Genomic DNA, 21,730 nt, shown 5'->3' with positions numbered 1-21,730 from the left:
ATAAAAAGTTTGTATTTAGTTGTTTTTTGCACTTTTATAAGTGTAAGAAGTGGAAAAATGCTTTGACTAACCGTGAAAAGGAGTATATTTGCACGTTCTTTTTAGAAAAATACACGAAATATGAAAAAGATTCTTTTTGTAGCATTGGCTGTTTTGGGGTTAAGCGCATGTAATTCCAGACCGGAATTTAAAGTGGAAGGTGAAATATCCGGTGCTGACGGCAAAATGCTTTATCTGGAAGCTTCGGCTTTAGAAGGTATTGTTCCTTTGGATTCCGTTAAGTTGAAAAGTGACGGTGCGTTTGCTTTTAAGCAGGCATGTCCTGTATCACCGGAGTTTTATCGTTTGCGGGTAGATGATAAGGTTATCAATTTTTCCATAGATTCAGCGGAAACAGTTCGGTTTAATGCACCGTATACGGATTTTTCTACGGCTTATACAGTAGAAGGCTCGGCAAACAGTGTGAAGATAAAGGAACTTACGTTGAAGCAAATGCAGCTTCAAACCAATGTGAATGCGTTGATTCAAAGTATGCAAGCCCATAAAATCGGTACGGATGTGTTTGAGGATAGTCTGGCTGCACTGATGAAGGACTATAAGGATGAAGTGAAGATTAATTATATTTTTGCTGCTCCTAATACGGCGGCTGCTTATTTTGCTTTATTTCAGAAATTAAATAATTATCTCATATTCGATCCGTTGAATAATAAAGATGATGTGAAGTGCTTTGCAGCAGTGGCAACCAGCCTGAACAATTATTATCCGCATGCTGACCGTTCGAAGAATCTTTATAATATAGTAATAAAGGGAATGAAGAATACCCGTGCCCCGCAGCAGAAGGTCGTGGAACTTCCTACGGAGGCTGTGTCGGAAACAGGCATCATTGATATTAACTTGCGCGACATGAAAGGCAATGTGCACAAACTGAGTGATTTGAAGGGGAAAGCTGTTATTTTGGATTTCACAATCTATCAGAGTGCGGTTTCTCCTACACATAATTATATGCTGCGTGATTTATACGACAAGTATGCCGGTCAGGGCTTGGAGATTTATCAGGTTTCTTTGGATGCTGATGAGCACTATTGGAAAACAACAGCCGATAACCTGCCGTGGATATGTGTACGTGACGCCAATGGGGTATATTCCAGCATAGCTGCCGCTTATAATGTACAGTCGCTTCCTGCTGTCTTCCTAATCAATAAAAAGAGCGAGTTGAGTGCTCGTGGCGAAACAATTAAAGATTTGGATGCGGCGGTGAAAGCCTTGCTGTAACATGTTATAAATTAGAAGATTTCATTTAAATATGTTACAAAGCACTGCTTTTTGCTTGACACGCATTATTTAAAAGTCTATCTTTGCAAAGGAAAAAATAGGAAGAGGGTTCCAGCATGCTGACCATGTTGGAATTCTTTTTTGTTTATAGTACCATTAAAAAACATTATAAATAATAAGGAGGAAAAACTATGGCTTATATGTCAGAAGAAGGCTACAATAAGTTGTTGGCCGATTTGAAACAGTTGGAAACGATAGAACGCCCGAAGATTGTGGCAGCTATCGCTGAGGCACGCGATAAAGGTGACTTGTCGGAAAATGCAGAATATGATGCTGCAAAAGAAGCTCAAGGTCTTCTTGAAATGAAAATCAATAAGCTGAAACAGGTTATTGCCGATGCAAAGATTATTGATGAATCTAAATTGAAAACCGACAGTGTACAGATATTGAATAAAGTGGAACTGAAAAATGTGAAAAATGGTATGAAGATGACTTATACCATTGTTTCTGAAAGTGAAGCTAACCTGAAAGAGGGAAAGATTTCTGTAAATACTCCGATTGCACAAGGTTTGCTTGGCAAGAAAGTGGGTGATGTTGCTGAGATTAAAGTACCGCAGGGTATCATCAATCTGGAAGTAGTGAACATATCATTTTAGAGGAGGGGCAGGTCTGCATGCGGGCTTGCCTTATTTTATATAAGTAAAATTATGGCAACAATATTCAGCAAAATTATCGCAGGTGAAATACCTTGCTACAAAGTGGCGGAGAATGATAAGTTCTTTGCATTTCTTGATATTAATCCATTGGCGAAAGGGCATACGCTGGTCATTCCTAAACAGGAAGTGGACTATATCTTCGATTTAAGTGATGAGGATTTGGCTGCGATGCATGTTTTTGCAAAGAAAGTGGCATTGGCTATTGGCAAGGCTTTTCCTTGTAGGAAAGTGGGTGAAGCAGTTTTAGGTTTGGAAGTTCCTCATGCACATATTCATTTGATTCCTATGCAGAATGAAAAGGATATGCTTTTTTCCAATCCAAAGCTGAAATTGACGGATGAAGAATTTAAGGCGATAGCCAAAGCTATCACCATGGAGCTCTAAAAGATTTTATTTCCTCCCATTATAAAAAAATCGGCAGTTGGAAGTAGCAACTGCCGATTTTATTTTACTTTTCTGTCGTAGAAAAAACTATTTATATATAGTCCTCTCCCAGTTTGATTTGAGCATCATTCACATACTTACGTATGGAATGCTCTTCATCTTTTTTACAAATCAGCAGGACATTGTCGGATTCGGCAATGAGGTATCCTTCCAATCCGTCAATAACAGCAAGTTTGTTTTGCGGAAGTACGACAATATTGTTTTTACTATTGTATAATAAAGACCTGCATTTCAGAGTGACATTCTCCGATTCGTCTTTTTGAGAAAGATCGTACAGGGAACCCCATGTCCCTAAATCAGACCATCCGAAGTCGCCCAATGATACATATACATTGTCTGCTTTTTCCATAATACCGAAGTCGATGGATACGTTAGGGCATGCAGGAAAGTTCTCATCTATGAATTTCTTTTCTTCCGGCGTTCCGTATACATCTTTTCCGGCTGCCAATTTAGTGGCCAATTCCGGTAAAAGCAATTCACCGGCTTTGATGATACTGTTTACATTCCACATGAAGAGGCCGGCATTCCAATAAAACTCTCCGCTTTCTACAAAGACTTTGGCTAATTCCAATTCGGGTTTCTCTGTAAAGGTTTTTACTTTATAGAAGCTGCTGTCTATATGTTCGGCTACCTGTATATAACCATATCCTGTTTCCGGGCGGTTAGGCTTAATGCCAAGAGTTAGAAGCTTATCAGATTTTGCAACGAATGCCAGCCCTTTCTCTATGGCTGAAAGAAATTCGCTTTCTTTTAGAATAAGATGATCCGAAGGAGCTACTACGATATTTGCATTGGGGTTTAATGCGCGGATATGGTAAGCAGCCCATGCAATGCACGGGGCAGTGTTTCTGCGTGTAGGTTCTAATAAAATCTGTTCGGAGTTTAATTCGGGAAGCTGTTCTTTCACCAAGTCGGCATATAGGTCATTGGTTACAACCAGTATGTTTTCTGTAGGGATTACTTGCTTGAACCGATCGAATGTTTGTTGCAATAATGAACGCCCTGTGCCGAAAAAATCCAGAAATTGTTTCGGAAGAGTTTTGCGGCTGAAAGGCCAGAAACGGCTACCGATACCGCCACCCATGATTACACAGAAATTATCCTTATTGGTTATCATATTAAATGTTTTAAAAGTTTCTGCTAAAGTACTGTATATTTTATAAACGTGGAATGCTTGGAGAATATTTTCTCGTTTTTTTCGCCTTTTTTTAAGGAAAGTATTGTAGTTTTCAAAAAAAGCTGTATCTTTGCACCGCATTTGAGAAATCAACATGCCCAGATGGCGGAATCGGTAGACGCGCTGGTCTCAAACACCAGTGGATTCACTTCCATCCCGGTTCGACCCCGGGTCTGGGTACAAAGATAAAAGCTAAGTGATTGATAGTTCGATACTTAGCTTTTTCTTTTTATCGGAGATGTTCCCAAATTGTTCCCAATCATCCTTATGTATCCCACCAAAGATGGGGCATTTACTTCATGCCATCTATTACTTTTAGTATAGAATCGGGCTTTTCTACCATTCGCAATACAGAATCCGAATCAAATCCCATATATTCTATATAGGTTCGTATTAACTCATAATGCTCTTTGGCATATTTTGTATCTATCGCACGTGTAGCGTTGAAGCAGATAGGTTCATGATGTGCTATTCTGTTACGAAATTCACGGATGGCAGTCAGTTGTTTGTAGATGTCTGTTTGCTTTAAACCATGCGCTTTGTTGGGGAATATTTGAAGAAGTGTTTTTCCTCCTATGCGGTAATTGCGTCTTGTAAACAGATAAGTCCAGAAGCCAAATGTAAAGGAAGCTACCATCTTATCGTTATTGTACACTCCCATATTGGTATAAGTGCGCTGTATGCGTACTATTTCGGAAGCTTCCTGTTCAAGTAATCCATTGGGTCTTGCTTGGTTGATTATCCAATTATCATCATTGAAATATTGTTTGTAGTGAGCGTTTATGGCATTGCGTAGCATTATCTCAAACATACCGATAACTCCATAAAAACGTTGGCTCAACTTGATGTTATATTGGTATAGGCGCAAGGTTTTGGCTTTTTCATTACCACTTGCTTGTGCGTATTTATTTAATCTTGCCGGGGATAGTACCTGCAAACATTCGTCATATTTCATTTGGTATAAGTTTAAAAACAAGACTTTTCTTGCAAAAATAGAAATTAATAGCTATATTTGCAAACGTAAGACCCTGTTGTCCCTGCTGAACAAGCAAACTTCAGGGTTATTGTTTTTTTTATGTGGGTTCTATTATACGTTTTTGATTTTAAAACAATTTGATTATAAGTTAATTAGATGTTTGTTTATGAGGATAGTAAATAATATTATTTTTATTGTCATTATACTAAGTGTGCTTGGTATGACAAGTTGCAACGAAGAAAAGCTAGAAGTTTTACCTTTTCATTTGGATAAAAAATCTTATGAGGTAATGTTAATGGGATGGAATGATATTCCTATTACAAACGGTAGTGGTATTCTGAGTGTTACTACTGAAGACAAAGAGATTGTTTCTGTATCATGTATTACTTTAGGAAATGATGGAGTTACTGCTGTACTCCGTATTACAGGACTTGAAAAGGGAAATATAAATCTGATAGTTAAGGATGATGTTACAAATGAAACGGAAAGAATATCTGTAAAGGTTACAGACAGCTATTTGGTTTATAGTGTAGATGAGAGTAAACACCCGTCTTTGCCTAATGGAACGATTATGTATTTGATAAATAATGAAGCTAAGGATTGTTATTTCTTTACATATAATTATATAAAGCATGAAGTATATAGCGATTTTATTACCAAGGGTTCTTATTCATTTTCAGTAGAAAAAAATAGTGATCCAAATCTATCGTATGAAACATTGCCATATTTAACATTAACGTATAAGACGGATGAGAATGATATTCTGACTGATGAAAATGTGCCTGCAAAGGAACATAAATTCAATTTAATAGGTTCTTCTGCATTGACTTATACCGCCATCAATAAGTTTTTGGGAGTTGATTGGGATGAGTTGGCAAAAACTCATAGTTTGCGTTCAGAAAGTATTGTTACCTTCATGAAAATGCAAGAAGATGGCACAAACTATTTGTTGCATGGAGAAATAACACAGTTTCCTCAAATACCTGAGGGGGTTTTGAAATAGGTGTCATTTTTTTGATATGATAATACAAACATAGGTGAGGTGTTGTTTTAGTTAGTAAGGTTTATGATATGGGCAATAAGCAGAGTTACTGCTTGTTCGTTCTGTACAATTAGGATATGCACATTTTCTGTTTCCTGTTATTATTTCTAATATAGTTGAACAAGAAGAAGATAGCATCGAAATGCTTAGACTAATTAATATATTTTTTATTTTTTGCCCATTGTGGTTGATTTATGTGCCTTAACTTTTTAAATGATTTGTAAATATAGGGAATTAAAGTGTAATTCATCATTGAATTACACTTTTTTGCTTATTGTTGGTTATAATTTGAATCCTCTATTTTTTCTTGGTTCTTCTGCTGATTGTCGCAAACCATGCCTTAATTTTTCCCATTGCTCTTTGAACCATTCACCTATCGGCTGCCTGTTTATAGTTAGCACTAATTTATTTTCATCAACCGAACTCTTCTCTATCTTGAAAATATCGTTCTTGATTTCAAATCTTCGTTTATGTTCTTCGGAATAGATTTTTCCGCTGCACCTGATTGCTTCCCTTTTGTATAAAAGAGAATCAACCATCCCCTTGGTAAAGCCAATGACATAACATAATTTTTCCATTCTCAGCATTTCTTTGAGCAATGGGAACCAGCAGAATGCTTTTTCGAGAATGGTACTCAATCGTGAAATTTCCTTGTCTTTGGCTTCAAGTTCTTGATTATGTATTCCTTGAAGATTACGAATTTGTCTGCCATGCTGCTCCTGTATTTGTTGCATCTGAACTTTTAAGTCATCAATGCTTTTGTCACGCTTGGAAATTTCATAGCGTAAACTTTCGTTGGCGTGTTCCAAATCTTTTAATTTACCACTTCCGAAAAGAGAACCTACACCACTGGTTATGGCAGTGGCTACATCGGTAGCTGCACTTTTGAGTTTGTCCGTGCGTATCTCTGCTTTTACTTGTTTGAGTTCTTGTTCGGCAAGGCTTACCTGTTGCTCCTTGTGTCGTTTGGTTTCCTCTATACGTTGCAGTTCGGCTTTCTGTTTTTTTATGATGAAATCGTTTCGCTCCAAGTGCTCCTTACCAGTGACAGCTTTTGCCTGCCCACGTTCCATCAGAAGTATATTGGAAGCCAAGGTCTGCATGGTTGCCATATCCTCATCATTGAGCTTTCGGCTCTTTCCAGTTTCGTGGTTCATCCAGTCGAATACGATATGAGCATGATAGTTCGGCTTGAACCATCTGCCTTCAATTTGAAAGCTTTCTTTGTCTTCCGCTTCCGGCTGACCGTTCAGCCAATGCCCTTCGTCTTTGTGCAGGAAAATTTGTAGTGGAGTGATGCCCCAGCGCCTTTGACACTCTTCACCGAATTTGTGTACATCAGCCAGTGTGGTATCCGGTCTAATGAGCAATACTCCTTCACGGATGGGTGAACATCCCGCCACCTTGATAATTTTTCCATTCTTTCCCTTGCGTTCCCTTTCCTTTTCCTGCATGGCACGTCCGGTCTTTTCCTTGACCATTTGCTTGATATTGTCATAATGAGTTCGCAGTTCGGGAGTGCTGAAGTCGGGATTTATCCACTGTTCGTTGTTGGTGGAAAGTTCGGGAACGACATAGATTCTGGACTCCCCGATATTACGCATATACTCGGCAGTTCTTCGGTTGTGTGCCTCGCTCGATGCGATGTTGCAAGGCTTGATATGTATGCTTGATTTTGTTGCCATAGCTTCTTTTCTTTGTTTGCAATTGATTATTCTGCTCGCTTTCGCAGAGGGGTTCTTAGGGGTAACCCATAAGCGGAGATTGCAAAGAGAGGGTCACTCTTTGCTCGGGGTTCTCAGGGGTGAAACGCCCTGAGTGGGTTATTAGGGCAAAGCTCTAATCCCCTCGGGAGAGCCCACAACTACGAAAGCGGAGCGTGTAGTTATAGTGGGCTATAACCGAAAGCCGTTTTTCTTTTTCGGTGACTGGCTGCTCACTCCTTTGACGGATTGGACTTGCCTTTTTCTTTCAACCTGTTTCTGTAAGTATTCGTTCAAGTCCTTACATCCGCTGTAAGTCTGTGAAGCGTCACGGATGTATCGGTCTCTGCCGTATTCCTTGCGGATTTGTTGGAGGGCTTCCATGCCTGCATGGTCGTTGTCGAAAAAGCAGTGGATGCGTTCGTAATTGCCCAACGGATAGAGAGCCTTGTTTACATTCGATACGGAGTTCAATACGATGTAGTCCTGCCCGTCCAACTCCGGATAATTTGGGCAGCTCTCCTGTCTCAATGTCAGAAAGGAGAGGTAGTCCATAAATCCCTCGAACACATAACAGGTATTCCTCGCTTTCCCAGACTGTCTGATGTGGGAGATTTCCTTTGGAGCGATGCAGCCCTTGAAATAGCGGTTACGAACCTCAAACCCACCCGAAGCATTGAGAAAGGCGATGGCAAAGTACCGCTTGCCGTTGTGGGTGAAACGGGCTTCACTACATTCTCTTTTCGCCAGTTCTATGTTAATTCTTCTGCTTTGTAAGTAGGCAAGCAGGGCAGGAGATGACAGCGGAACAATCTCCAACTGTTGGAAGCTTGGCTCAGAAGAGCTTTGCTTGCCAAAAGAGAAAGATACCGGGCGCACGTGCGGTGTCTGCTCTGCTATCCGTTTCAAGATGTAAGGTATATGGTCGGTAGCGTACAGATGTGCAGCCAGTGCAATGATGTTTCCGCCCTTTCCCAAACCGAAGTCATACCATTGTTCACGTTCGGTATTCACTTTGAACGATGCTTCACTCTCTTCCCTAAACGGAGATTTGTACCAAAGGTTGATACCTTGTTGTTTTACTGGTGAATAACCTAAGCTGTATAGATAGTCGGCTATTCGTATGCTTTTAGCTTCTTCTATTGTCATTTTCTTGCGGATTTGTTGGTGAATGAAAAAATGATGATTTGATGAATTGGGAATTTAACACACTGTTAAACAGCGTTATATCGGCTCATCTTTTTCTCATTAGATTGCTTGCCAAAAGAGAAATGATGTTTTCTTTTTTCATCAGCAATCGTTGTTGATGAGTGTTTGATGAATACATATCTATCTGTAAGGCAATATATTACTTCCCTTATTCATCATTTCATCAAAATAATTAGATAGCGGTCAGTTGTTCTTTCGTTACCGTATAAAACCGACCAGTTTTCCTTTTCGGCTCATAGTGGCACTCACGATGGGGTGCGAACTCATAAGCGGTGTAGGATAACGAATTGTGTGCGGAAGTAAGTTTCCATACTTCCTGCACAACTTTCCTCACTTGATACTTTTCAACCTTGACCTGTGAATAGAGTAGCAAGGTTACAAGGTCGTTCAGGCAGAATGATACGCTTTCCACGTTCATGTTCGACATGATGTCAAGCAACAACTCGGTCATTTCTATTTCCAGTCGGTTGCGGTTGCTTCGGATTATTTTCTGCAAGGCTGCGGTATGTGTCAGTCTTGGGTTGAACCACATACGGCTTTCCTGTGTCGTGGATAGTTCCCTTTGGGTCAGGAAATAAAGAAATGCAGGTATTTCCGCTTTTAGCTTTTGCAGAAAGTTGGTATCATCACTCTGTAACGGCATTATCTTCCGCACCCAGTAGCGTGTTTCTCCTGCGTCTATGAGTATTGGCAGATATTCGTTGTTGGAACATAGCACGAACTTGGCAAAGAAAGCAATCTCCGTTCGGTCTTTGCCTTTGGCTTCCACCTTGTAGGTGAAAGTGGTGCTCAGGTTTTTCAACCGTTCGCTGTCTTCCCTGCGGTTGAGCAAAACTTCGTCCACAACGATTAGCAGCTTTCCTGCCCAGTCGGAATTGAACTGGCTGCGGAAATCTTCGTTGGTGTTGAAAGTCACGTTGTTCTCAAACACGGCTTTCAGGAAGTTCAAGAACGTGCTTTTGCCAGTGTTGCGTTCTTCTGAAACGAGCAGGACAATGGGCAACTTCTGTGTCGGCTGTAGATACAGCAGTTGCATATAATCCATGCCCAGCTCGTATTGCTCTCCGAAGATGTGCCGCATCAAGGATTGGATGTGGGAGAAGTCCCCCTGCTGCGGTTTATGCTCTATCGGCTCGTAAAGGTTCAGAAACCCCTCAATCTCCTTTTGGTAGTTCAGATGATTGGGAACGGTGCAAAAGCCGTCATACTTGGGGACGGTGGCAAGATAGTTCTTTCCATAGTCCTGCCGTAATGTGCTGTTGTTCCATACGACACGTTTCTTTTCATAACCGCCATTGGCGCATGGCTGATTGACCACCTTGTACAAAGTTGTTCCTACGCGCATATATTCTTCCTCCTTCATAGGCTTAGATTAAAGGGTTGTGTTCACCTAAGATTCTCTGAATGTCGGATTGTCGGTATCTGACCTTGTTCCCAACCTTTACAGGCTTCAGATAGTTTTTCTTAGACCAGTGCCAGAGTGTGGTATCACAAACACCACACATCTTTTTCACTTCCTCTTTGGTTAGATACTTCTCCTTTCTTGCTTCCGCAATGGCGGTAGAAAGTTCATGCTTCGCACGGCTGATTAACTGGTTGGAGAATAATAGCAAATCTTCTCCTGTTACTTCCAACTTGATGTTGCCGTTTCCGTTTTGGATAATTGCCAATATGTCTGTCATAGGCTTCTTGAAACTGCCGGTTGTAAGACTTCCCGTTTCGGCAGTATTATAAACGAAAAGCCACTACCCCGATTAGGATAGTGGCGCAAATATATAATGAAAATCAATCGTAAAGCAATGATATTCAATTCGTTAAATTCGTAAAAACGAAAAGCGAATTAAACGAACTTCAATTGGATAGATAGGCTTTCAATTCCTCGATGGCTTCATGGTCTTCACCAATGTCTTTTACCAGTTTCTTGCTGTTTCCAAACGGAGAAGTGAGATTTCTGTATGCTTTCTGGATGCCTCTTTCGTGGACGATTTCTTGTTCCTTGAACTGCTCGTGCAGTGCATTTCTGAAAGTCTTGATGGGACACTTCCGCATGAAGCGGTATTCCACCAGTGCGATAAACAGCCGTGCTATATCTGTTTCCGTAGCATGGGTTTTCAATCGTGTGCCAATTCTTTCAATCAGTATGTCATGCCTTTCTATCAGAAGTTCTGGCAACGTGCGTGTGTCGGCTTTGCGTCCTGCGGTCTTTGGCTGTTCTTCCTGCAACATATCTGTTTCTTCCTCGTCCATGTCTTCATCTTCTTCTATTGCCCATTCCACAAGAGAGTTTTCCTCAATGGCTTTCTGTTGCTTCCTGAACACTTGCCAATCCTCTTTGGTTCTCATGCCATTGGCGATGCTTTTTCTGATAATGAATTTGACCATGCCGGAAACAAGCCATTTGTATAAGGTGGGAATATCCTTTCTTTTGGTCAGTTCCTCACCCTGTTCCACCATGCACTCATAGCTTCGTCCGTAATAGAGCCATGCAAGCATGGCAGGAACAATGCTTCTCTTGTTCGGGGTATGAAACTCATTTACTATCTTCTCAGCAAGGTCTGATTGTAAAAGAACATTTTCCAGTTCCTCGAAATCAGGGTTTCTATCATCACCTATTCTCTTGCGTGCTGCTTCTTTATATTTCGGAACAAGCCTTACAGCCGTATTGAAAATATTGAAGAATCCTTTGAACTTCTTGTCGTTCATTTCTTCTACGAAATCGGCATATTCATCCGGATGGCTGTCGAGCCATTCCTTTATCAGTCTTTTGAAATTATCATATTCTTGTTGTCCCATACAAGTATCAATCTAATAGTTTTACAAGGTCTTTCTTCATTTCTTCGTCAATATCCCTGTATCGTCTGAAAGCTTTACTTCCCTCCTTGTGTCCCGACAGTGCGGAAACGAGGTTCGGGTCTTTCACTTTTTTATAGATATTGCCGATAAATGTACGTCTTGCCAGATGGCTACTTGCCACTTCATAAATTGGTCGTTTGATTTCGTTGTGCGTCAACGGATCTAAGATTGTTACGATGCGGTCAACTCCAGCCAACTTGAATATCTTTTTTATGGCGTCATTGTACTTTTGTTCGGATATGAATGGCAACAGTTTCCCCTCATATTCTTTGTAGCGTTCAAGGATTTCTTTCGCTTTGTCGTTAAGTGGAACACGTACCGTAACCGGATTCCCCTCTTTGGTTTTCTTGGGAATATACTCTATGGCTTCATTGACCACATTTAGTTTGGTCATTCGGTACAAGTCGCTCACTCTGCATCCTATCAGTGTCTGAAATATGAATATATCTCTCTGTATTGCCAGTTGTGGGGTAGCTGAAAGGTCGGCATTGAAAATTCTATCTCTCTCTTCAAGTGTTATATAATAAGGTGTACCGTATGTACATTCTTCTATCGGGAATTTGTCGAAAGGTCTGTTTGTGGTACGCTTGTTATCGAAGCACCACAGGAAGAATGTACGTATTCTTGAAAAACAGTCTATCAGCGTGTTCTTGCTTCTGGGCTGTGGTGTCCTCTTTTCGGGAATGGCTTCATAAATGCTCGGGTAAAGTTCATAGTACTGGTATTCGTTCTGAAAGAAATCCCACATATCCCGAAGCGTGTCAGGTGTTACCAAATCCACGTCAAGGATAAAGCCCTTTTGTCCTCTCTTCGTTGCCTTTACATATAGTTCATAACGTGCTAACGCACGTTGTACTACTCGAAAGTTCTTGATGCGAACTTCTGATAATTTATGCTTGACAAGAAATTCGGCAAACAAATCCAGCAAGGTGGGTTTGGTTTCCGCTGCAATCTCTTCTTCTGTTTTATATCTGTTTGGATGATGATATTTGTCTATGAGTGTGCTTAGCCATTCGCTGTCAGCTTCCGGTGTGTACTCTTGACTTATCAGGTTGATGATGTTCTGTACTTCGTTGTTCAGTGCCAGTTTCTTTTCTTCATGAACAAGGGCTACTCTGTCTTTATACCCTTGCTTCTCGCTACTCCAGTGATTTGGGTTAATTGTCAGCTCACTGGCAGCTTTAATGTCCTTTTTACCATCTCTTAATCGGAAATAGATTGTAGCTACACTATTGGTGTCGTTTTTACTTGCGGATTTTCGGATAAAGGCTGTTGCTTTCATAATCGGGATTTTTAGTAACGGTACAAATATATAAATTGTTCCCAAATTGTTCCCAATCATCCCGAATTTATTTCAATCCGATTAAATAGGATTAACTAAGTGTGTGTTTGTAATATATTGAATATTAGTGTATAATGCTTTATTTTTCTTTGATTTTCTATTTAATAGGATTGTTCCCAATTTATATATTTCAAATGCGGGTCTGGGTACAAGAAAGAAAGCTAAGTATTTGATAATTCAATACTTAGCTTTTTCTTTTGCTTGAATTTTCCCCACATTTTCGGGTCAGCGGATTTTGGGTCAACGTAACAATCTGAGGGATTTTATATTTAAGCACGGATGCAGCAGTTACAGGACAATGATATGAAATACCGTTATTTGCTGATGCAGGGTTGGGCAAACGGAGAAGTTCTTGATATGCTGGAAACCAAATTCAATTGGCAAAGGGATAACGATTTCATCCAAATTTTGACCGATTCTGTGATAGATTTTGAATATCGCAGCAAGAAACAGGCGGAAGCATTGGAGCGTGCAAGGTTACTTAATGAACAAGCCGAACAGTTGAGAAAGGAAGCTGATAAGTTGGGTAAGCCATAAGTGAAGCAAAGCCGGAGTTGTGAACTATGTTCATCGCCCCGGCTTTTCAAATTCATTTCTTCTTCGTGCAGTGCTTTGTTTCAAACTTTCGCAATGTGGTTACGCTGAATCTTTTCTTAATGAACTTTTGGACATCGGATGCTTTGTAATACACTTCACTCCCGACAAATGCGTTCTCTAATTTTTCCCCATGCAGGTGTATTCGACAAGCAGCTATCTTGTATCGTATAATACATCTCCCGAAAGCGTGACATTGGTATAGTAAAACTTAATATATTCTCATGGATATAGCGACGCACGGAGGGGTCAAACAGTCCAATAAATGTACGTTTCCCATTTTTGCTGTTTTCCAATGCTGCTTCTGAAAAAATAGAAGAACATCCCGAACCAAATTTTGCAGTAATTGCATCATCCGAATTGTTATCGTAAAATGTCCATGAAGCAAGTCCTGAAAGCATATCAGGGGTAGCCAAAAAGAAAATCCCCACTACATTATTAAAGTTTTCAAGTTCAGTAATGGGTGAAATATTCAAATACTGCCTTGTCGTCATCTGCACATTTGCCTTTTCTACGAAATCAAGAACCAATTCTGAAGATTTCTTATATTTTTCTTTGCTTGAAACAAACATAGGCATCTTTTCATTCATGGTCGAAAAACCAGTATAGAATTTACCACCCATACACCCGATTCTATCGGCACTCAAAGAGATTGGTTCACCACCAATCAACTTTTCAAACTCCTTAAAAAAACAACCGTTGATTTTTTTCAAATCATCATTAATCTGTTTATCAGAATACCAAAAAGCAAAGGGTAATTGTACCTTTTCTCCGAAAGCCTTTTGGATATTTTCTATAAAAACACTTACTTCCATTTGGTTACTCATTACATTATTTCTATATTTGTCATGACAAATATAGTTATTTATTTGCTATGACAAATATGTTTTTCAGCTTTTAACAAACTAAATAATATGGATATAGATAAAATGGTAAATCATAAAATAGCCAAACTTTCGGGTATAATCAAACGTCAAATATATCAAATCATATCAGAAGAGGGGCTGGACATAACACCGGAACAGTGGGTTATCTTAGTCTATTTATGGGAAAACGATGGTCAGACTATTGGTGGTTTAGTCACACAGTCGCAAAAAGACTTTGCCAATGTTACGAGAATAGTTGAAAAATTATCCAAAAACGGATATATTATCAAGCGGAAAAATCATAAAGATGGACGGAGTGTTCTTTTATACTGCACCGATAAGGTCAAAACAATTATGCCGCATATAAATAAATGTCAAATGCTATCTCTAAACATCTCATTAAAAGGTATATCACAAGAAGAACAAGATACATTTCTTCATATCTTGGACAAGATTGAAAAGAACTGCATCAATTATCTGAACTCAACCAAGTAAAATTATCGTGTCAATTGACGGAAAATTTGATTGATTAATCAATTAAAATTTGAGGAAAATTGTAATTAGACTTGTTGTGCAGTATGTAGTTTAGTTTATCCTTTTGTCTATACATCCAAAACGGACTAAACTTATTCTTGTTGAGAGCAAATTATATGTGGCTGGCGAAAAAAAATAGTTTTCTTCTTTTCGCCAGCATTACTTTTATGATAGGTTAGTAATTTGAGGAAGCAATGAACTCCTTTATTTCTTCCTCGCTTGGAAGTTCTATCATGTACTTCTGTACGAAGATATTCGGGTCTAATCCGGCAGTGGCATACTTAACCAATGTATCTCCCTTTTCTGTGCAAAGCAGAATTCCGATAGGCGGATTATCATCCGGCTGCATCACTTCCGCCTTGAAATAGTTTAGATACATATTGAGTTGTGAAGCATACTCATGGCGGAACTTGTCTATCTTCAATTCCACAATAACGTGGCACTTCAAGATGCGGTGATAGAACACAAGGTCGGCAAAGAAATAATCTTCGTCTATCAAAATACGTTTTTGTCGGGCTTCAAAGCAGAATCCATGCCCCATTTCCAGCAGGAAGTGTTGTAGGTTGTCAAGAATGGATTGCTCTAAGTCGTTTTCTGTTACTAAGGCTCGTTCATTCAATCCTAAGAACTCTAAAGTAACAGGGGTGTTGATAACATCTTTAGGTTGTAATAGGGTTGCTTGTTGCTGGACTAAAGCGGAGAGGGCTTCTTTGTTTTTGGAGAGTCCGCTACGTTCATAATACAAAGATGATATTTGCCGTTCCAGTTCTCTTGCAGACCAACAGCCACGTATTGCTTCCATTTCATAGAAAGCACGCTTTGTCGGATTTTCGATTTTGGAGATGAACTTTAAGTGAGAATAAGGTAATTTATTGAACAACCTTTCAGCAGGAATACTCCACTTATTATATTGTATTTCTGATGTTTGTAATTCGGCACACACTGAGTGCCGAATTGGTTCCGTGAATTCGGCGGACAGCGTGTGCCGAATTTCATTTCCTGCCATGATGTAGTGTAATACTTGTTCTTTCAGTTGTGGATAAACAAGGTACAGCCGCCTAAATTCACGGAATCTACGTTCATTCAGACCTTTTGTTTTCAGCCGTTGTTCCAGCTTTTTCAACAGTTGTTCACCGTATGCGGCACGGTCTTCTCCGTTCTGCTCAAACTCTACGATATAGCACCCCATAAGCCAGTTACGGGAAGTAAGTGCAAGGTTTACAGCGTGTGCGGCTTGTGCCTGCAACGTGTTCTGTATCGTACTGATATGTTTTACTAATGCTTCAAAGTCCATAGTTACAAAGATAAGTCTTTTGTGGTTAAAACTTTAGTTCAGGTAAGCTGTTTATTGCTTCCTCTTTCAATTTATCTACCGCACGGGTGTACTTCTCTGTATGCTTCAATCCGCTATGTCCTAAAAGGCTGGCTACGGTCTTGATATTTGCCCCATTGTTCAGAATATTCACGGCAAAAGAATGGCGGGCGCAATGCCAGCTTATATGTTTGTCTATTCCGGCTCTCTTTACCCAACGCTTGACCGATTTGCAGCAGCTTTCGTATGTAGGCAAATCGAATATCAAACAGTTTTTATCTGCTGGAGCTTCACCAATGATAGACAATAGACCGTCATTTAAAGGAATAACCACACCACTGCTGGCAGAATGTCCCTTTGTTTTACTTTGTTCAAACTTCAATAACCGATTTGCGTAATCCACATTCCTATAGGTAAGGTCTTTTACATCACAGAAGCACAGACCGCAATACAGACAAAAGATAAACGCTCGTCTGATTGTGGGGTTTTCGTTGTCATAATGACACGCCATCAGCTTTTGTATTTCTTCGGGCGAAAGCACATCTTTCCGAAGCATCTGACTATCTACTTTGCAGGTAACATCTTTACAAGGGTCTTTCAGCATTACATCATGCTCTATCGCATAGCGAATGACTTTCTTGAAACGCTGGTATATGCTTTTAGCACCTTCGCCAACGCTTCGGGATTGCAGATAAGCTACAAACAGTTCCATCATTTCTTTGGTGATGAGTTCCGGTTTAATGCTACATTCATTCATGGGGTATTTCTCTTTCAAGAAGTCTTTGAAGCGGCTAAGCGCAATTTGCACCATGCGAATATCTTTCTTGGTATAGCTGTTGATATAGGCTTGAAAGTAGTCCAAGAAATTAACAGCCCTGTCTTTCTTTAAGCGGTAACCCAACATGCTTTCTTTAAATTCCTGTTCACGCTCTGCACGTATGCGCATGGCGAGTTCCAAAGTTTCCTTGTTCTGTTGTCGTTCCGCAGGAGTACGGGGTTTGTCTATCAGATACAGGCTAAGGTTTTCTTTTCGCCTGTTATGCTTTACTGCAAACTTGGGCTTGCCTTGCATTTTCCCACTATCGTAATACACCTGATTACCGTTTTCATCCAATACGGGCTTTTCCTCTCTACCTAAATAATACTCTAAGTAAAGGCTTATTCTACCGTCCGAGAGCTTATTTTGCTCCAACTTGGGGTTCTCTTTCGTTTTATTTTCTAACTTTGCCATTGTTTAGAGGTTTTATCCCGATTTAGGTACCGTAACCGGGTAATTACACTAAATAGTTGATTTTCTTTTGTTTTCCGATATTGCAAAGGTACAAAAGAAAATGAGATTTCAAAGTGTACTAAAAGTGTACTGAATAACAGAAAACGGGCAAAATAGGGCAAAAATGGAGAAAATAGGAAATATGCAAATAGCTGATAATAAGGAAAATAAATTCTTTTGTTTTCTTATGATTTCTATGGCTTGTACCGGGTCTGGGTACGAAAAGAGAAAGATAAACCATTGCAAATCAAAAGTTTGCAAGGGTTTTTCCTTTTTTCTACTGAGACATAGCTGAAACATTTTCGTTTTGGGTTTCAAAAAATATAGCAGTAAGTCATTATTATCTTTGGTTGAACGTAGTAAATAAGTTACCTTTGAAAAGAAATAAAGCCTATTAAATAAAAGTAATGGAACAAGGTGTTTGGCAAGAGATAGAACAGTTGTATCAGAAGTTTCAAAAACTTGGTATCAGTGAATCGGTGGACTATGATAAGTACTACCTTTATTCTCTCATTACCCATTCCACAGCCATAGAAGGCTCAACGTTGACCGAGCTTGATACGCAGCTTCTCTTTGACGAGGGAGTAACAGCGAAAGGGAAACCGCTTGTGCATCATCTGATGAATGAAGATTTGAAGCAAGCGTATGAACTTGCCAAAGCAGAATCAGAGAGCCTTGCACCGATAACTCCTGCTTTTCTGAAAAGGTTGAATGCAATGCTGATGCGTACTACTGGCAGCGTTCACAGTGTGATGGGCGGTTCTTTTGATTCTTCTAAAGGAGAGTTCCGTCTATGTGGTGTTACGGCTGGCGTTGGCGGATATTCTTATATGAACTATTTGAAAGTTCCTGCTAAGGTGGATGAACTTTGTGCGATTCTTAAAGAGAAACAAAAGAAAGTGGGAATATTTCGGGAACAATATGAATTGAGTTTTAATGCCCACCTTAATTTAGTAACCATACATCCGTGGGTGGATGGCAACGGCAGAACAGCTCGCTTGCTGATGAACTACCTCCAATTTTGCTATCACCTTTTCCCAACCAAAATATTTAAAGAAGATAGAGAAGAATATATTCTTTCCCTGCGCCAGTGTCAGGATGAAGAAACCAACCAGCCTTTCTTGGACTTTATGGCAGGACAGTTGAAGAAATCACTTTCTTTGGAGATTGAAAGTTTTAAAGCTTCGCAGAAGAAAGGGGTTGGTTTTATGTTTTAGAGGTATGAGGGCTTGCCTTTATATTAGCTTCGGTAAATTTTTACAGATAAATTATTCTGAGAAACAACAATATTTCTCAGAATAATTTATCTGGATATTAACGTTTGTATGGTTTAGTTCTCTATTCAACAGGCTCTATCGTATATCCTTGTTCTTTAAGCAGATTCAGTATTCCTCTTCAAGTCCTGTTTCATAATGTTACCATCTTACCATTTCGTTTAATATAGTTCCGTCTGTTGTATCTTCTTGTGTGAATGTTGCAGCCTTATATTGAATGCAATGCATAATAAGGGGGATTATGCCGTTGTTCCGGACAGACCTTTTACCTTTAGGGGCTACACGTACCACACTTCCTTCCGAAACAGGGAATACTTGGCCGTCTACTTGAAATTCTCCGTTTCCACTAAGGAAGAAATAAAGTTCTTCATGTGTTTTGTGAGTGTGAAGAAAATCGGTTTCTGTTCCCGGTTGGAATAACTGGAATGAAAATTCGCTTCCTGTGGCTTGAAGTGCAGCCCCGCCAAATACTTTTCCCGGAATTTTTATTTCAGGAGCAAGTTCCAACAGGTAATCTCCTAATTCATTTAACTTGCCCAAGTTGATAGCAGTGAAGTTTGCCGCTGATGCTGTTTTTTCAATCTGTTTCATAGCTTTTAATTTTGATGTTTATACTTACTTCTATTGATTACGTATCGTAAATTAACTAACTTTGCATTGGATGATTACTTTCTTTTTGATACTGTAAATATATGAATCAATTATTTGCAATACAAGAAGTTACAAATATGTATCAAAGTTACCCGGAGGTTACTTATGCAGAAAAACAATAGATTGTCATGACGAAAAAAGAAGAAAAAAAAATCTATCATTGAGATTTGCCCTATTCGGAATGTCGTTGCACGTTTTGGTAATAAGTGGGCATTGTTAGTTGTTGTCATTCTGGATGAGAATGGTTCAACCCGTTTCAATCAATTGGCGAGGCAAATTCCTGATATATCAACCAAAGTGTTGTCTAATACGCTACAGATATTGGAAGCTGACGGACTGGTAAAACGAACCGTTTTTCCGGAAGTTCCGATAAGAGTGGAGTATGAGTTGACAGCAACAGGAAAAAGCCTTGTCCCTATCATTATATCGTTAACCGAATGGGCGCAAAATAATATGCAGTCAATCATGGAGCACAGAAAAAAGTTCGAGAGCTTGTCATAGAATGAATATATAGAATAGGATTGTTGTTAAGAAACGGAACGGCAAAAGGTTATTTCATGGTAACACCGGCGGCTCTGTTCGGTACGGAAAGACTCTTTATGTCATTCGGCTACTCTATTATCGGCATATCAATATTCTCGTTTTTCTCGTTCCAGTCATCGACGGTAAAGTCGCCGGAAGATTCTTCAGAGAAAATATCATCCGGACTTAACGTTAATGTCAGCTCGGCATTGGCATTGAGCGGGCAGCTCAATACTTGCCTGAAGCTCTTCACATTACCGTTTTTAAGAATGATTGTCAGTTGGAATTCCGGTTTTTCCGTATTTTTGCAACACAATAAAGAATTAACTTGTGATGAACCGTATGTTACTTGCGCTAAAGCGCCCTTTTATCTGGCTGTACCGATTCCGCCACCGTTGCGGTTACGGGGTGCACTCGCCTTTCGCCTTCAACCTGATAACGCACGTTATCTATGAAACTACTCCTTATTATAAGTATAAGGAGCTGGCTTCCGAGCAGAAGAGGCTTACGCCGCAGAAAGACCGGGCATGGGGGTACGAGTCCTTAAAGGTGAAACGGCTTCTGTTCCGGCTGGTAAATTATGCACAGCCGGCTACGATTGTGGATGCAGGCATACAGGCTGCCTCTTCCTTATATCTGAAAGCTGCGAAGGAGGGGGCGGACTACACTGCTGCCGCCGACCTGTCCGACCTGTTTCTGGAGAGTGGCGCGTCTGTCGACTTTTTATACCTGCACGATTACCGCCGTCCGGAGTTTGTGGAAGAGGTGTTCCGTATCTGTGCCGACCGCACTGCGCAAACGTCCGTCTTTGTAATCGAAGGTATCCGTTATACTTCCCGGATGCGTGCCGTTTGGAAGCGTATCAGTCGGCACGAAAAGGCAGGCATCACTTTCGACCTTTACGATCTCGGCATTATTTTCTTTGATAAAACCAGGATAAAACAAGACTATATTATCAACTTTTGATTACCTTTAGGCGTTTCAAAGGAAAAAAGACCATTATGAAGAAAAGCCTTGTATATACAAAGACCGGAGATAAAGGAACCACTTCCCTTGTAGGAGGCACGCGTGTTCCTAAAACCCACATCCGCCTCGAAGCCTACGGTACGGTGGACGAACTGAATTCCAATCTGGGGTTTCTGATTACTTTCCTTTCCGATGAGCCCGACAGGCAGTTCCTGCAGCAAGTCCAGGACAGATTGTTTGCAATAGGTTCTTACCTTGCTACGGATCGTGAAAAGACACGGCTGAAGGAGGCGAGTATCATCACCCCGGAACAGGTGGAGGCGATAGAGCGCGAGATAGACCGGCTGGACGACAAGCTTCCCCCTCTCTCAGCTTTTATTCTTCCGGGCGGGAGTCGCGGAGCTGCCGTTTGTCATATCTGCCGTACCGTTTGCCGCCGTACCGAACGTCGCATTCTTGCTTTGGCGGAACAGACGGACATCTCTTCCGAGCTGTTGGCCTATGTAAACCGTCTATCTGACTATTTGTTCGTTCTTTCGCGTAAAATGAACCAAGACGAGAAAAAAGAAGAAATATTTTGGAATAATAGTTGCAAGTGAAATATTTTGTTATACTTTTGCCGAAAAATAAAGAAAGGAATTACTACTCACAATTTTAATACTTAGAAACTATGTATTGGACATTGGAATTGGCATCTAAATTGGAAGATGCCCCTTGGCCGGCAACTAAGGACGAATTGATTGATTATGCCATGCGTTCGGGTGCTCCGCTTGAGGTTATTGAGAACCTGCAGGAAATGGAAGATGAAGGCGAGATTTATGAAAGTATTGAAGATATTTGGCCTGATTATCCCAGCAAAGAAGATTTCTTCTTCAACGAAGAGGAGTATTGATGCGCTTTGATTGAATTTCATCCGTCGGCTTACGGATATACAAATTATAGAAAGAGGTAGTACGAAGGCCTTTACTATGGCCGGGATACTATCTTTTTTTCTTTTTAATCCCCCA

At 40.2% G+C, this 21,730-nt stretch carries 23 protein-coding genes, 1 tRNA gene and 1 pseudogene; 12 read left to right on the top strand and 13 right to left on the bottom strand.

Annotated features, from left to right (window positions below):
• Positions 1 to 120: 120 nt before the first annotated feature.
• The 3 genes from H8S52_RS07415 to H8S52_RS07405 all read left to right on the top strand — a co-directional run bounded on the left by H8S52_RS07415 (position 121) and on the right by H8S52_RS07405 (position 2,372).
• The gene (locus H8S52_RS07415) at positions 121 to 1,272 is read left to right on the top strand and encodes a DUF4369 domain-containing protein (protein WP_016660820.1); all 1,152 of its coding nucleotides are present in this window, start codon (positions 121 to 123) and stop codon (positions 1,270 to 1,272) included.
• A 191-nt stretch (positions 1,273 to 1,463) separates the two neighbouring features.
• Complete coding sequence (gene greA / locus H8S52_RS07410; RefSeq protein ID WP_005655299.1) at positions 1,464 to 1,928, top strand: transcription elongation factor GreA; 465 nt, start codon at positions 1,464 to 1,466, stop codon at positions 1,926 to 1,928.
• 51 nt (positions 1,929 to 1,979) lie between these two features.
• Positions 1,980 to 2,372, top strand: a complete 393-nt coding sequence (locus H8S52_RS07405) for an HIT family protein (RefSeq protein ID WP_117908083.1) — start codon at positions 1,980 to 1,982, stop codon at positions 2,370 to 2,372.
• Between the two features lie 91 nt (positions 2,373 to 2,463).
• On the opposite strand, the gene H8S52_RS07400 is transcribed toward H8S52_RS07405, so the two are convergent.
• Complete coding sequence (locus tag H8S52_RS07400) at positions 2,464 to 3,549, bottom strand: mannose-1-phosphate guanylyltransferase (RefSeq protein WP_016660816.1); 1,086 nt, start codon at positions 3,547 to 3,549, stop codon at positions 2,464 to 2,466.
• A 156-nt stretch (positions 3,550 to 3,705) separates the two neighbouring features.
• Between H8S52_RS07400 and H8S52_RS07395 the strand changes: the two genes are divergently transcribed.
• Positions 3,706 to 3,789, top strand: a tRNA-Leu gene (locus H8S52_RS07395).
• 112 nt (positions 3,790 to 3,901) lie between these two features.
• On the opposite strand, the gene H8S52_RS07390 is transcribed toward H8S52_RS07395, so the two are convergent.
• A complete protein-coding gene (locus H8S52_RS07390; protein WP_117682179.1) occupies positions 3,902 to 4,564 on the bottom strand; it encodes an Abi family protein in 663 nt (220 codons plus the stop codon).
• A gap of 187 nt (positions 4,565 to 4,751) precedes the next feature.
• Between H8S52_RS07390 and H8S52_RS19945 the strand changes: the two genes are divergently transcribed.
• Entirely contained in the window at positions 4,752 to 5,588 is an 837-nt protein-coding gene (locus H8S52_RS19945; RefSeq protein WP_233519591.1) for a hypothetical protein, read from the top strand.
• A gap of 320 nt (positions 5,589 to 5,908) precedes the next feature.
• Here H8S52_RS19945 and H8S52_RS07380 read toward each other — a convergent pair whose 3' ends face one another.
• The 6 genes from H8S52_RS07380 to H8S52_RS07355 all read right to left on the bottom strand — a co-directional run bounded on the left by H8S52_RS07380 (position 5,909) and on the right by H8S52_RS07355 (position 12,674).
• The gene (locus tag H8S52_RS07380) at positions 5,909 to 7,312 is read right to left on the bottom strand and encodes a mobilization protein (RefSeq protein ID WP_117682178.1); all 1,404 of its coding nucleotides are present in this window, start codon (positions 7,310 to 7,312) and stop codon (positions 5,909 to 5,911) included.
• A gap of 210 nt (positions 7,313 to 7,522) precedes the next feature.
• Positions 7,523 to 8,479 (bottom strand): toprim domain-containing protein, encoded by a 957-nt coding sequence (locus tag H8S52_RS07375; RefSeq protein ID WP_117682177.1) that lies wholly within the window; start codon positions 8,477 to 8,479, stop codon positions 7,523 to 7,525.
• A 232-nt stretch (positions 8,480 to 8,711) separates the two neighbouring features.
• Complete coding sequence (locus H8S52_RS07370) at positions 8,712 to 9,902, bottom strand: primase-helicase family protein (protein ID WP_004291344.1); 1,191 nt, start codon at positions 9,900 to 9,902, stop codon at positions 8,712 to 8,714.
• Positions 9,903 to 9,906: 4 nt separating this feature from the next.
• A complete protein-coding gene (locus H8S52_RS07365; protein ID WP_004291341.1) occupies positions 9,907 to 10,221 on the bottom strand; it encodes an AlpA family transcriptional regulator in 315 nt (104 codons plus the stop codon).
• Between the two features lie 169 nt (positions 10,222 to 10,390).
• Positions 10,391 to 11,332: a DUF6043 family protein gene (locus H8S52_RS07360; RefSeq protein WP_165859001.1), complete on the bottom strand. Its 942-nt coding sequence runs from the start codon at positions 11,330 to 11,332 to the stop codon at positions 10,391 to 10,393.
• A 7-nt stretch (positions 11,333 to 11,339) separates the two neighbouring features.
• On the bottom strand, positions 11,340 to 12,674 hold the full coding sequence (locus tag H8S52_RS07355; RefSeq protein WP_117682176.1) for a site-specific integrase: 1,335 nt from the start codon (positions 12,672 to 12,674) through the stop codon (positions 11,340 to 11,342).
• A gap of 336 nt (positions 12,675 to 13,010) precedes the next feature.
• Between H8S52_RS07355 and H8S52_RS07350 the strand changes: the two are divergent.
• Positions 13,011 to 13,271 (top strand): annotated as a pseudogene (locus H8S52_RS07350) (hypothetical protein); the annotation flags it as partial.
• 155 nt (positions 13,272 to 13,426) lie between these two features.
• On the opposite strand, the gene H8S52_RS07340 reads toward H8S52_RS07350, so the two are convergent.
• Complete coding sequence (locus H8S52_RS07340) at positions 13,427 to 14,143, bottom strand: DUF169 domain-containing protein (protein ID WP_034542334.1); 717 nt, start codon at positions 14,141 to 14,143, stop codon at positions 13,427 to 13,429.
• A 99-nt stretch (positions 14,144 to 14,242) separates the two neighbouring features.
• On the opposite strand from H8S52_RS07340, the gene H8S52_RS07335 reads away from it, so the two are divergent.
• Positions 14,243 to 14,689: a MarR family winged helix-turn-helix transcriptional regulator gene (locus tag H8S52_RS07335; RefSeq protein WP_117984898.1), complete on the top strand. Its 447-nt coding sequence runs from the start codon at positions 14,243 to 14,245 to the stop codon at positions 14,687 to 14,689.
• 214 nt (positions 14,690 to 14,903) lie between these two features.
• On the opposite strand, the gene H8S52_RS07330 is transcribed toward H8S52_RS07335, so the two are convergent.
• Both H8S52_RS07330 and H8S52_RS07325 read right to left on the bottom strand, forming a co-directional pair.
• On the bottom strand, positions 14,904 to 16,022 hold the full coding sequence (locus H8S52_RS07330) for a YhcG family protein (RefSeq protein WP_117984901.1): 1,119 nt from the start codon (positions 16,020 to 16,022) through the stop codon (positions 14,904 to 14,906).
• Positions 16,023 to 16,047: 25 nt separating this feature from the next.
• Complete coding sequence (locus H8S52_RS07325) at positions 16,048 to 17,271, bottom strand: site-specific integrase (RefSeq protein ID WP_186909550.1); 1,224 nt, start codon at positions 17,269 to 17,271, stop codon at positions 16,048 to 16,050.
• A gap of 446 nt (positions 17,272 to 17,717) precedes the next feature.
• Here H8S52_RS07325 and H8S52_RS07320 point away from each other — a divergent pair, with 446 nt between their 5' ends.
• Positions 17,718 to 18,527, top strand: coding sequence for a Fic family protein (locus H8S52_RS07320; RefSeq protein WP_118939997.1), 810 nt, complete (start codon positions 17,718 to 17,720; stop codon positions 18,525 to 18,527).
• A gap of 198 nt (positions 18,528 to 18,725) precedes the next feature.
• On the opposite strand, the gene H8S52_RS07315 is transcribed toward H8S52_RS07320, so the two are convergent.
• On the bottom strand, positions 18,726 to 19,175 hold the full coding sequence (locus H8S52_RS07315; RefSeq protein WP_186909549.1) for a cupin domain-containing protein: 450 nt from the start codon (positions 19,173 to 19,175) through the stop codon (positions 18,726 to 18,728).
• A gap of 216 nt (positions 19,176 to 19,391) precedes the next feature.
• On the opposite strand from H8S52_RS07315, the gene H8S52_RS07310 reads away from it, so the two are divergent.
• Positions 19,392 to 19,736 carry a helix-turn-helix domain-containing protein gene (locus tag H8S52_RS07310; protein ID WP_186909560.1) on the top strand — a complete coding sequence of 115 codons (345 nt, stop codon included), beginning with the start codon at positions 19,392 to 19,394 and terminating at the stop codon, positions 19,734 to 19,736.
• 109 nt (positions 19,737 to 19,845) lie between these two features.
• Here H8S52_RS07310 and H8S52_RS07305 read toward each other — a convergent pair whose 3' ends face one another.
• Positions 19,846 to 20,010 carry a hypothetical protein gene (locus tag H8S52_RS07305; RefSeq protein WP_255470011.1) on the bottom strand — a complete coding sequence of 55 codons (165 nt, stop codon included), beginning with the start codon at positions 20,008 to 20,010 and terminating at the stop codon, positions 19,846 to 19,848.
• An 80-nt stretch (positions 20,011 to 20,090) separates the two neighbouring features.
• On the opposite strand from H8S52_RS07305, the gene H8S52_RS07300 reads away from it, so the two are divergent.
• The 3 genes from H8S52_RS07300 (at position 20,091) to H8S52_RS07290 (ending at position 21,615) form a co-directional block, all read left to right on the top strand.
• On the top strand, positions 20,091 to 20,723 hold the full coding sequence (locus H8S52_RS07300) for a hypothetical protein (protein ID WP_186909548.1): 633 nt from the start codon (positions 20,091 to 20,093) through the stop codon (positions 20,721 to 20,723).
• A gap of 35 nt (positions 20,724 to 20,758) precedes the next feature.
• The gene (locus H8S52_RS07295) at positions 20,759 to 21,322 is read left to right on the top strand and encodes a cob(I)yrinic acid a,c-diamide adenosyltransferase (protein WP_117984915.1); all 564 of its coding nucleotides are present in this window, start codon (positions 20,759 to 20,761) and stop codon (positions 21,320 to 21,322) included.
• Positions 21,323 to 21,393: 71 nt separating this feature from the next.
• Complete coding sequence (locus H8S52_RS07290; RefSeq protein WP_002558131.1) at positions 21,394 to 21,615, top strand: DUF2795 domain-containing protein; 222 nt, start codon at positions 21,394 to 21,396, stop codon at positions 21,613 to 21,615.
• The last annotated feature ends 115 nt before the right edge of the window (positions 21,616 to 21,730 follow it).

Source organism: Bacteroides sp. NSJ-48 (assembly GCF_014287405.1).
Classification (GTDB): domain Bacteria; phylum Bacteroidota; class Bacteroidia; order Bacteroidales; family Bacteroidaceae; genus Bacteroides; species Bacteroides stercoris.
This window is presented reverse-complemented; position numbering and strand designations above follow the sequence as displayed.